Below are 10,347 nucleotides of genomic sequence, written 5' to 3'. Positions count from 1 at the left end.
GCGCATGGGGCTCGCATGGGGCTCGCATGGGGCTCGCATGGGGCTCGCATGGGGCTCGCATGGGGCTCAATACGCGGCCCTGAGCCCTCTGGTTCAGGGCCGCGTGCCGTTTACAGGCGCACCTCCGCTACATCCAATACTCTCAATAAGCGCCCCGCCCCGCCTCGCCTCCTACGAAATAACGCCACAATCACTGCCCCAACGGACGACTACAATCGTCTGCACGCCTGTTCGCTCGGCGCCGTTTGCCGAAGGAACCCGGCGCCGCTAATCCTGTTCCAGGAGACGATCATGTACGTTCAGCCTTACGTCTTTTTCAACGGCCGCTGTGAAGAAGCGCTCAAGTACTACACCGAGAAGCTCGGCGCCGAAGTGTTGCTGATGATGCGCTACAAGGACGCGCCGCCCAACCCCGACCCGCAGAACCAGCCGCGCCCCGGTCTGGAAGAAAAGATCATGCACGCCACGGTCAGGCTCGGCTCGACCAACTGGATGGCCTCCGACGGCCACTGCGATCCCGCGGCCTCGTTCAGCGGCTTCAGCCTCTCGCTGACGGCTGACAACGCCGAATCAGGCGAGAAATATTTCAACGCGCTGGCCGACGGTGGTTCGGTAACGATGCCCTGGCAAGCCACCTTCTGGAGCAAGGGCTTCGGGATGGTGGTGGACCGCTTCGGTCTCGCGTGGATGGTGACGCTGCCGGACGCCTGAGCGCGTCACGCGCCCTAAACCTGCAACAACGCCCGCGAATGCCGCTCGATGTTCCAGTTCGGCTCCGTCTCGAGCAGCAGTACGCGCAACCGGTCCACCTGTTCAGCGAGCCTCTGACCGAGCCAATACGGCCCCTGCAAATCGCGCGGCAATTCAAGCGCGATGTCGCTGTGCGCCTGCGCGAGCGGCGCGGCGGCCGGAATGCCGAAATGCGTCACCCGGCCAAACCGCAGGGCACGCGCCATGGCGAGCAGAATGCCGCGCACGGCGTGCACCTCGGCGCCACACTCCTGCGCATACGCAGCGCGTGCCACCGCGTCCGAGCGCATCAGCGAGCCGGTTGCCAGCAATTCCAGCGAACTGAGCACCGAGCGATGCAGCCGCTGGATCTCATCGAGCGTGGCCAGCGGCACATCGATCTCTTTGGCCACTGAGGGCATCAGCGAGCGCAACTGCACCAGCCGCTTGTTGATCGCGAGGAAGCGTTTGACCTGCTCTTCGTCGGTGATCGTCTCGCCTTCCAGCAAACGGGTGTAGATTCGCGCGCATTCGCGCAGATTGGTGGCGAGGCCGTAGCGCCACGAATAGGTGGCGTGCAGCGGCAACGCGAACGAAAACGCCAGCGCGATCACAATCCCGATCAGGACGTTCAACGTGCGCCATAGGCCGACGTCGATCAGATTGTCGCCGTGTCCCGCGACGATGCACATCGTGATTGCCGTCAGCAGACCGATGTAGCCGGACGAACCGATTGCGAACCACGCGCAAATCGCCGCGACGATCGACATCAGCACATAGGTGAGCGGCAACGAGCCAAACAGATTCTGCTGCAAGATCAGCAGAAGCCCGATCGATGCGCCCAGCAGCGTGCCCGCCGCCCGCTCGGCGGCCTTCTTGCGGATATTGCCGTGGTGCTGCAAGCCGCCGATCACCACCAGCAGCGTCACCGACGACCAGATGCCGTGCGGAATATCGATGCCGGTGGTCGCGAGAATCGACACCAGCATGGCTAGGCCCACCCGCAGACTATGCAGCATCTTCGCGTGGCGATAGCGATAGTACGGCGACGTGACCATGCGCACCATGCGGCTAATGGCCGAACGGCGGGCAATCACGGTGCGGGAATCGGCAGAAGCCATGGCGGCACGAATGACGCTTTTGAAGGTCGGTTCCGCTATCCTGCCCTGGAGTGCCCCGGAAAGACAAACGCCCACGAACTTTCGTCCGCGGGCGTTGCTTTTTCTGGCGGGATGGAACGGCTGACTTAGCCTTCGACCACGTCCAGATAGTCTTCCGGACGGGTACGGTCCACGGCGCGCTGCATGCCGAACATGCGCACCAGCAGGCTGACCACCACCGACACCACCAGGTTGACGATCAGCGACCACACCGCCGCGTAGCCCGGAATCGCCATGCCGAACAGGTGAATCGTGAAGATCGAGCCCGCCAGCTTCAGCGAAATCGCCATCCAGGTCCCCGTGGCGATACCGACCGCCCAGCCGATCAGCAGGCCGCGGTAGTCGAGCACGCGCGTGTACAGACCCAGCACGATGGCCGGCAGCGTCTGGATGATCCAGATGCCGCCCAGCAGTTGCAGCTGGATCGCGTACGTCAACGGCAGGCCGAGAATGAACGCGACCGCGCCGACCTTGACGATCAGCGACACCAGCTTCGCGACATTGGTCTCCTGCTCATGCGACATGTTGCGGTTCACGAACTCCTTGTGGATGTTGCGCGTGTAGAGGTTCGCCGCCGCAATCGACATGATGGCCGCCGGCACCAGCGCGCCGATGCCGATCGCCGCGAACGCCACGCCCACGAACCACGACGGGAAGTAGTGCAGGAACAGCGCCGGTACCGCGAAGTTCGGGCCGAACGCCTTGAAGTACGGCGCGAATTCCGGCATGTCCTTCACGCCCGCAGCCAGCGCCATGAAGCCGAGCAAGGCGAGCAGGCCGAGCACCAGCGAGTAAGCCGGCAGCATCGCCATGTTGCGGCGAATGGTATTGCCCGATTTCGACGACAGCACCGCGGTGATCGAGTGCGGGTACAGGAACAGCGCGAGCGCCGAACCGACCGCGAGCGTCGCGTACGCGCTGTAGCCGTTCAGGTTCGACACGTCCGGTGCTTTCAGCAGCAGCTTGGCGGGCGGCACCACGCTGAAGATGTGACCGAAGCCGCCCAGCTGCGGCGGAATCACGATGATCGCGGCGAAGATCACGATATAGATCAGCACGTCCTTGACGACCGCGATCATGGCCGGCGCGCGCAGGCCCGACGTGTACGTGTACGCCGCCAGGATCGCGAACGCGATGATCAGCGGCAGATCGCCGACGAAGCCCTTGGTGTCGAAACCCAGCGCGCCGATTACCACTTCGATACCAACCAGCTGCAGCGCGATGTACGGCATGGTCGCGACGATGCCGGTCACGGCGATCGCCAGCGCCAGCATGCGGCTGCCGTAGCGAGCGGAGACGAAGTCAGCCGATGTCACGTAGCCCTGACGCTTGGCGATACTCCACAGTTTCGGGAACACGACGAACGCGAACGGATAGATCAGGATCGTGTACGGCAACGCGAAGAAACCGGTTGCGCCCGCACCGAACACGAGTGCCGGCACGGCGATGAAGGTGTAGGCGGTGTACAGGTCGCCGCCCAGCAGGAACCACGTGACGATGGTGCCGAAGCGCCGGCCGCCGAGGCCCCACTCTTCCAGATGGGCCAGGTCGCCCTTGCGCCAGTGGGCCGCGACAAAACCGAGAATGGTGACACCAACAAAAAACAGAACGAAGACGAACGTTGCGGTGGCGTTCATTATTGTGCGCCCCCTTGCGAGCTGCCCGTCGAGCGGGTCTTGGTCTTGAAGTACACGAGCGCCGTGATGACAGCGCTAAGCAGCACCCACAGGAGCTGGTACCAGTAGAAGAACGGAAAATCGAACAGTTGCGGTTCGACCTTGTTATATGACGGCACCCAGATCATGGCGATCCAGGGCAACAGCAGCAGCCAGAGCCAGTGCTTGCTGGCTTTGTTCGCGTCGGCGTCGTGAGCCATGACGTCTCCTCTTCCCTATTATTGAAATGTTGGCCCGTGTTTGACGGGTGGTGGATCTTCCCGTCGCAGATAGGCCACGGGCGCCCCGAAAGCTCCGAAAGAGTATAGGAGCCGCGAACGTGCGGTCAAGCAGGGACGACCCGAGGCGGGACGTGGTTTTGAGGCCCACGGGCGGGTGTTTGAGGTGAACGGGACGGTGTGTCGCCGCAAGGTGGAATGCTGGTGTGGCCGCAGGTGTCAGGCCGCGCCACTTATGTGTCGCTCGCCACTGAGCCCTCGTGTGCAATGTCGCGAGGCTGTGTGATGCACCGTGGGTTGTGGCGTCGAGGACCGTAGCGTGGGCGCAACGGCGGCGGCCCTCGCGATCTCGCGACAGTCCTGGGCTCGCCACAGTCGAGCCGGCTTGCCCGGCCCGACCGCGTCACTCGTCACGCATCAGAGCGAGAACGCGTTGCCGTTCTGGCCGGTCGACTCCTGCAGCCCCTTGATCCACTTGCGCGCCGGCAGACCGAGTTCCGCTTCGATCAGCTTTGCGCGGGCTTGCAGCGCCGCGAACGGCACCTCGAGTGCCGGGCCCGAGAAGGCGATCGCGATGCGGTTGCCGTCGTGCACTTCCGGCAACGCGACCACGCGGCCGTCGAACGCTTCGTTCAGACGCTTCATGTTGCGCACGAAGCTCGGATGATCGCCGAACAGGTTCACCGTCACCACGCCCGCGTCGGTCAGACATGCACGCACCGCACGATAGAAGCCGACGCTGTCGAGTACCGGGCCACGCGCAGTGGCATCGTAGACGTCGATCTGCAACGCGCCGATCGTGCCATGGTTGGCGCGGTCGTTGACGAAGTCCCACGCGTCCATTTCGTGCACGGTCAGGCGGGCGTCGTCGTGCGGCAGTTCGAACATCGTGCGTGCCGCAACCACCACCGCCGGATTCAACTCGACCGCCTCGACCTTTGCGCGCTTCAGGAAACGGTAGGCGAATTTGGTCAGCGCGGCTGCGCCGAGACCGAGTTGAACGATCCGTTTGGGCGTTTCGATGAACAGCAGCCAGGCCATCATCTGCTGCGCGTATTCGAGTTCGATGTGATCCGGCTTGCGCAGCCGCATTGCGCCCTGCACCCATTCGGTGCCGAAATGCAGGAACCGTACGCCACCCTCTTCCGAGAACGTGACCGGTGCGAAACGTGGCTTGCGCGGCGCTTCGATTTGCGGCGCGTCGTGCAGATCGTCGTCGCGCAGTGCGCGCTTTTCTTGACGCACGACTTTCTGTTTGTTCAGCGTGTGGTCGCCTGCGTCAGCGTCTTTGTTGCGGAACGCACGTGCTTCAGCCGAGGCGCGCTTGATCAATTTCGTCATGTAAGGATGTCGCGCCAGAGACGCAATTTTTGGTCGAACGAGAGCATAGCATTCGCCGGACTCGACGAAGGCAATACGAGGGTGACGTAGCCGGCCTCGCTGATCACCGGCGCAAAGCGGCCCGCCGTCTTGCCGTTGAAGCAGACTTTGGCGAGTTGTGGGGCGTGCGCGCGCAGCGAAGCGAAATCGTTGGGGCTGGCGTTGCGGATCGCGGCGTCGAGACTGCCTTCGCGCTCGCAGGCGGCGAGCACGTCCCACACGCCGATGCCGTGCGCGAGCAGGCGGCGCAAACGCGCTTCATAGGCGAGTTCGGGAAGCGGTTCGTCGAGCACGGCGCCGAGCAGGCGCCAGAACTGGTTGCGCGGATGCGCGTAATACTGCGTTGCCGCGAGCGACGCCTCGCCGGGAAAGCTGCCGAGAATCAGCGTATGCGTATCTGCCGCGACGACGGGAGGAAAGCCGCGCAGCATCAGCGCTTTTCCTTGCTGTCGGGTGCTGGTGCGCGCGTGGCCCCTTCGGATTGACCTACGGGCTCCGCACGCGGCGCACCATGGGCGCGCGACACCGTATGCTCGAGCGGCCGGCCATGTTCCCGCACATGGGTACGCTGCGGCGCTTGCGCGGACGCTGTCCGTGCCGAAGCCGCCAGATGCGCCCACAGCGCCGGCAACATGCACTCGGTCACCATCAACGGCGCGCCGTGGCGCTCGAACACCGAGCGGCGCGCGACCAGCGCATGCGGCGGCGTTGCGTCAATCTCCCGCACCGCCAGGCGGTACAACGGATGACGCGCGGTCAACCCGCGGCTCACCAGCGACGAGCGCGCGACGCTGCTATCGCTATACAGCAACTCGGCGAGCGGCCGGCTACGCAACCGCCGCGTGGCCTGCCACACGCCGACGCTGGCGGCGAGCGGCGCGATGCTATGCGCGGCGACAAAGGGCACACCGTCCACCGCCAACACCACTTCCCGAACCCACACCGGCGCGCGCGGCACGAGGCCGAGCGGGGCGAGCTCGTCGGCCCACGGCAGCGCGACGGCTTCGCGCGTCACGCGCACGGCGACTTCGCCCAGCGTACGCAGATGCGCGGTCAACGATCCACCGCGGGTCAGCCAGTCTTTCTGGGCGGCGCTAAAGCGGGGTAAGGGCGCGACGCGCCAATGGGCGTCGGCGGCATTGAAACGGATAGACATGGTGTCGGATTATAGCGGCGCGGCCGTCAGCGCAGCGCCTCACCCTCACCTGTCTCCCCTTCAGGAAGTTCCATTGACAGCTGTCTGAATGCTGACTCGCCTCAAACAGACTATCGATTTCAGAGTGTTCCGATTCTCCTGTGCCAGCGACGCGCGATACAACCTTCGTGCTTTACCAAGTCGGCGGCCCGCCCGCGATCGAAGGGCGCGCCATTTGATCGGATACAGAAGGAGAAGAAGAAACATGAGAACGTTCCTGAGCGCAACAGCATGCGCGATGTCGGTATTGCTGATGGCCGGTTGCGCGGCGCCGCTCAATCGCGATACGGAAACATCGCTGAACAAGGCGGTCGGCATCGAGGTAGCTCCCGTCGCCGGCGGTGTGGCAGTGAAGCTGCCGGAGGCCGCGCTGTTCGAATTCGGCAAATCCGAAGTACGCGGCGACGCGGCCATGGTGATCAACCGCTCCGCCGTGTTGCTCAAGCGCAGCAAGAAGCCAGTCGTGGTGGAGGGATACACCGATAACGTGGGCACGCTGGAATACAACCAGAAGCTTTCGGAGGACCGCGCTACCGCGGTGGGTTACTCGCTGGTAGCGCGCGGCGTGGCGCTGGATCGAATCCGCACGAAGGGCAACGCGTATAACAATCCGGTGGCAGGCAACGACACGGCTGAGGGTCGCGCGCTGAACCGCCGCACGGAGATCCTCGTGCGTGGGGAAACGATGGATACGCTGATGGGCAAGAAGTAGAAGTTCGCCAGCCGATGCCAGGCTCGTAAAAACGCCCGCGTCATGCGGGCGTTTTTGCGTGTGCGATCTGCGTTTGCGTTCTTACAGACCCGATCTTCCAGTTTCCGCGCGATTCGCGCGGCCAGAGCAACTATCGCGCGCCAGCCATCGTCCGCAATCGGGCCACCACGCGCTCCACCACCGGCTCCCACGCCCCCGGCCGCGGCTGTCTGAACAGGTCGACCGAGTCGTACCACGGCTGCGCTTCCTCATTTCCCCAACACCAGTGCGACACGTGATCGAGCATCGCCATCACGGGACGCCCTAACGCGCCGCCCAGATGCAACGGCGCGCTGTCGATGGTCACGACGGCGTCGAGCGCGCTCACGTGCGCGGCCACGTCGTCGAAACCCGCCTGGTAGCGCGCCGTCAGATCGCTAATGCGATGACCCTGCGCGGTCAGAGTCGCCACGTCGGCGTGACGGCCCGGGGTCAGCGGATGAAACACCACATTGGATAAAGCGAGCATCGGCGCCAGCGCCGCAAGCGGAATGGAGCGCTTTGCGTCGCGCCGATGCGTCGGGCTGCCCGACCATACCAGGCCGACATGCAGCGCGACGTCGCTGCCGCACGCGCCGACATGCTCACGCCACGCGGCCACGTTGGCCGCGTCGGCATGCAGGTAGGGCGCGCCGTGCACCTGCTCAGGCGGCAAACCGAGAACGGATAGCACGCTCATCATCGGCAGGCCATAGTTATAGTGCGGTTTGCCGGGCGTGCCCTCTTCAATCGACACGCAATCCGCGTAATAGCGCGCAAACAGCCGCTGCAACGGGCGGCGCACTGCAAGCACCAGGCGGCCACCCTCATCGCGCACACGCGCCGCCAATTCCGGCACGAAGCGCACCATCTGGATGTCGTCGCCGCTGCCCTGCTCGCTGTGCACGACCAGCGTCTTGCCTGCGAGCGGTTCACCTCGCCAGCGCGGGCACAGCTGTGCCATCACCGTGACAACATTGTTTGACTCGCGGTCGTCGCGCGTCAGACGCGCCTCGAAATGCGGCCATCCGCTCGACCATGCGCCGCGCCGCAATTTCAGATCGGCCAGATCGACCGCAGCTTGGGTCGTCGACGGATCGCACACGAGCGCGGCATGCAGTGCCGCTTCGCTGTCGTCGTAGCGTGCCTGTTCGGCGAGATACATGCCGATTGCCGCCAGCACGTCGGCATTACCGGGCGCGGCGGCATCGACGGCACGCATGGTCGCCTCGGCGGCCGCCGCGTCGTTGCATTGCCATTGCGCGTGGCTCAGTTGCCAGGCCATTTCCGCATCGGCGGGATTGCGCGACAACATTTCGCGGCAAACGCGTTCCACCGCGGGCCAATCGCGACTCTCGCGCAACGCGAGCACGAGCTGCAACGGCAACGCGGGGTGCATCGATGGATCGCGCGCATAGGCCCGCAACAGTGCCTCGCGACGCTCGGCTCGCGAGCCCGCATCCGTTTGCGCTGCCAACGAAATCGCCAGCCACCACGGCGCGCGCGCGTCCTGCGGCACCTGCTGCTCATACGCGCGCACCATGTGCGCCGCTGCCGAATGTGCGCCGCAGTGATCGATCAACCAGACAATCCAGTCGATCGTCTCGGCATGTGACTGGGCGAGCACCGCCCGTTCGCTGTTGCGCTGCGCGGCCTCGGCTTGGCCAAGTGCATCGGCGAAGAGCGCCAGCCGGGCATGACGCACGCCATTTGTCACGGCCTGCGCTTGCGACGCGCTGTGATAAGCCTCTTCGAAGCGGCCCGCGCTCGCGCACAGGTCCGCGTGCAACTGCGGCGTCACGCTTTGCGCCGCGAGCTCGACAGCGCTTCGCGCGGCGGCATCGAAGCCCTGCTCGCGCAAGATGGACCACAGCAGATGAACAGGATTGGCGGATGTCGCCAAGGCAGAGTCGGACATAGCAATACGAGAAATGAGCGAGAAATGAGCAAGGAGTGAGCGAGGCGCGGATCGCAACGGCGGGTTGCGCGGATACCTCATCGCGGAAATAAGACTCGGTGTTTCATTGGCCTAAAGATTGCAAACAATCCTCTAAACCTCCGAGTTTCGAACGCGCGAGCATAAGATAAATCGGTACTCTTGCATCTCATAATCCAATCTCAATTTATCGTTGTTGAAGAGTTTTATTTAGTTAACCATAATTAATTTTCAGGCGAATTTTTCCGGCAGGAAGCTTCACCTGAATCGACAAAAACACATAGGAGTAAAGGGCTTGAATACTACGAACTCGAAAGAAACGTCAGACCGCATCGCCCATCTGGCCGCGGTTGTGTTGCGGCGCGCAAGCGCTTCGCATCTGGAAAAAGAACTCGCCGGCTCGGCGCTCGCACAGCATCACACGGCAAAGCAAACCAGTGCGGGCATCGGCAGTCTCGCGGCCAAGGTGCTGGCCGATCACCATTCCTGCATGGAGGCCAAGGAGCTAGCCGGCTCCGTGCTATCGCAGGTGCGCCATCTGCATGGGCTGGCACTGGTGCGCTAACAGCGCTACACCGCTTTCATTGAAACCCGGTGCGAAGCCGTACCGGGAACACGAAAGCGATCGGCAAAAAAAATGCGCTGCCAAAGCAGCGCATTTTTTATCTGCAGGCGCCAAACCGACGCCAATCCAAGCTCAACTCAAACTCTATTCAACCTCGAAAATTCAACCCTCACGCGCCAACAACAACGCGTTCGTCCGCTTCACGAAGCTAGCCGGATCTTCCAGCGCGCCGCCTTCAGCGAGCAAGGCCTGATCGAACAGCAGATGGCACCAGTCGTCGAAGTTCGCGCTATCCGCATGCAAGCCTTTCACCAGCGCATGCTCCGGATTCACTTCGAGAATCGGATGGAACGACGGCGCGTCCTGACCCGCCGCCTTCAGCATACGTTGCAGATAGCCGCTCATTTCGCCGTCGTCGGCGACCAGACAGGAAGGCGAATCGGTCAAACGGAACGTCAGACGCACATCCTTGGCCTTATCCTTCAACGCCTCTTTCATCTTGTCGACGAGCGGCTTGAACTCTTCGCCGACCTTCTCCTGCGCCTGCTTTTCCTCGTCGTTCAGCGCACCGAGATCGAGATCGCCGCGCGCGACACTTTGCAGCGGCTTGCCGTCGAACTCGTTCAGGAACGACAGCATCCATTCATCGACGCGGTCGGTCAGCAGCAAGACTTCGACGCCTTTCTTGCGGAAGATTTCGAGGTGCGGGCTGTTCTTCGCGGCAGAGTAGGAATCGCCGGTTGCGTAATAGATTTTTT

10 protein-coding genes and 1 pseudogene are annotated in these 10,347 nt (G+C 63.4%); 3 read left to right on the top strand and 8 right to left on the bottom strand.

Translation table 11 applies throughout. The features are described 5' to 3' along the window. Positions 1-291: 291 nt before the first annotated feature. Positions 292-711, top strand: coding sequence for a VOC family protein (locus QOC89_RS25750; protein ID WP_323047600.1), 420 nt, complete (start codon positions 292-294; stop codon positions 709-711). A gap of 14 nt (positions 712-725) precedes the next feature. Here the strand turns inward: QOC89_RS25750 and QOC89_RS25745 are convergent, their stop codons facing one another. From QOC89_RS25745 to QOC89_RS25720, 6 genes are all read right to left on the bottom strand, one after another. Further along, entirely contained in the window at positions 726-1,850 is a 1,125-nt protein-coding gene (locus tag QOC89_RS25745) for an FUSC family protein (RefSeq protein ID WP_323047599.1), read from the bottom strand. A gap of 125 nt (positions 1,851-1,975) precedes the next feature. Beyond that, positions 1,976-3,526 carry a monocarboxylate uptake permease MctP gene (mctP, locus tag QOC89_RS25740; RefSeq protein WP_323047598.1) on the bottom strand — a complete coding sequence of 517 codons (1,551 nt, stop codon included), beginning with the start codon at positions 3,524-3,526 and terminating at the stop codon, positions 1,976-1,978. Next, the gene (locus QOC89_RS25735; protein ID WP_323047597.1) at positions 3,526-3,765 is read right to left on the bottom strand and encodes a DUF3311 domain-containing protein; all 240 of its coding nucleotides are present in this window, start codon (positions 3,763-3,765) and stop codon (positions 3,526-3,528) included. The genes mctP and QOC89_RS25735 overlap by 1 nt, the downstream gene beginning before the upstream one ends. 435 nt (positions 3,766-4,200) lie before the next feature. Beyond that, positions 4,201-5,124 (bottom strand): spermidine synthase, encoded by a 924-nt coding sequence (locus QOC89_RS25730; RefSeq protein WP_323047596.1) that lies wholly within the window; start codon positions 5,122-5,124, stop codon positions 4,201-4,203. Then, the gene (locus tag QOC89_RS25725) at positions 5,121-5,594 is read right to left on the bottom strand and encodes a DNA-deoxyinosine glycosylase (RefSeq protein WP_323047595.1); all 474 of its coding nucleotides are present in this window, start codon (positions 5,592-5,594) and stop codon (positions 5,121-5,123) included. The genes QOC89_RS25730 and QOC89_RS25725 overlap by 4 nt, the downstream gene beginning before the upstream one ends. Continuing rightward, positions 5,594-6,319, bottom strand: a complete 726-nt coding sequence (locus QOC89_RS25720) for a chorismate--pyruvate lyase family protein (protein ID WP_323047594.1) — start codon at positions 6,317-6,319, stop codon at positions 5,594-5,596. The genes QOC89_RS25725 and QOC89_RS25720 overlap by 1 nt, the downstream gene beginning before the upstream one ends. A 244-nt stretch (positions 6,320-6,563) precedes the next feature. Here QOC89_RS25720 and QOC89_RS25715 point away from each other — a divergent pair, with 244 nt between their 5' ends. Continuing rightward, complete coding sequence (locus tag QOC89_RS25715) at positions 6,564-7,070, top strand: OmpA family protein (RefSeq protein ID WP_323047593.1); 507 nt, start codon at positions 6,564-6,566, stop codon at positions 7,068-7,070. 130 nt (positions 7,071-7,200) lie between these two features. On the opposite strand, the gene QOC89_RS25710 is transcribed toward QOC89_RS25715, so the two are convergent. Beyond that, positions 7,201-9,006 (bottom strand): hypothetical protein, encoded by a 1,806-nt coding sequence (locus QOC89_RS25710; protein ID WP_323047592.1) that lies wholly within the window; start codon positions 9,004-9,006, stop codon positions 7,201-7,203. A gap of 313 nt (positions 9,007-9,319) precedes the next feature. On the opposite strand from QOC89_RS25710, the gene QOC89_RS25705 reads away from it, so the two are divergent. Continuing rightward, positions 9,320-9,589: a hypothetical protein gene (locus QOC89_RS25705; RefSeq protein WP_323047591.1), complete on the top strand. Its 270-nt coding sequence runs from the start codon at positions 9,320-9,322 to the stop codon at positions 9,587-9,589. A gap of 162 nt (positions 9,590-9,751) precedes the next feature. Here the strand turns inward: QOC89_RS25705 and QOC89_RS25700 are convergent. Continuing rightward, positions 9,752-10,347, bottom strand: a pseudogene (locus tag QOC89_RS25700) (molecular chaperone HtpG); the annotation flags it as partial.

Source organism: Paraburkholderia sp., assembly GCF_034668105.1.
GTDB lineage: Bacteria > Pseudomonadota > Gammaproteobacteria > Burkholderiales > Burkholderiaceae > Paraburkholderia.
This window is presented reverse-complemented; position numbering and strand designations above follow the sequence as displayed.